This is a genomic window from Pseudomonas sp. AC463 (assembly GCF_979253585.1).
In genome coordinates this window covers 1-272 of the sequence record NZ_CEEDDZ010000604.1, presented here as the reverse complement: position 1 = coordinate 272, position 272 = coordinate 1, and the positions used below count along the sequence as shown (strand labels likewise).

Annotated in this window: 1 protein-coding gene; it reads right to left on the bottom strand. The window is 65.4% G+C overall.

The window, feature by feature from the left end:
• Window positions 1-272 (bottom strand): hypothetical protein (locus AC0IYH_RS31625; protein ID WP_471838198.1); only part of this gene is annotated, 272 nt, incomplete at both ends.

The window sequence follows — 272 nt, the reverse complement described above, 5'->3', positions numbered from 1 at the left end:
ATGCGGGGCGTCACCGCCTGCCCATTCACCGCCAGTCGCGTCAGTCCCTCCACCGCCGGCACGGCGGAATACAAGGCGCTGGTCTTGCGCTGGGGAACGCGCACGCGCACTGAGAACCGTCTGGCCTCCTTGGGGTTGACGGTGATCTTGACCGCGCCCTCCCAGGGGTAATTGGTTTCCTGCACCATCTGGACCGGCGTGCCCGCCACGTCGCCGACCTCAATGCGGCTACCGACGAACAGGTTGACGTAAACGCCCTCCTTGTCCTTCAC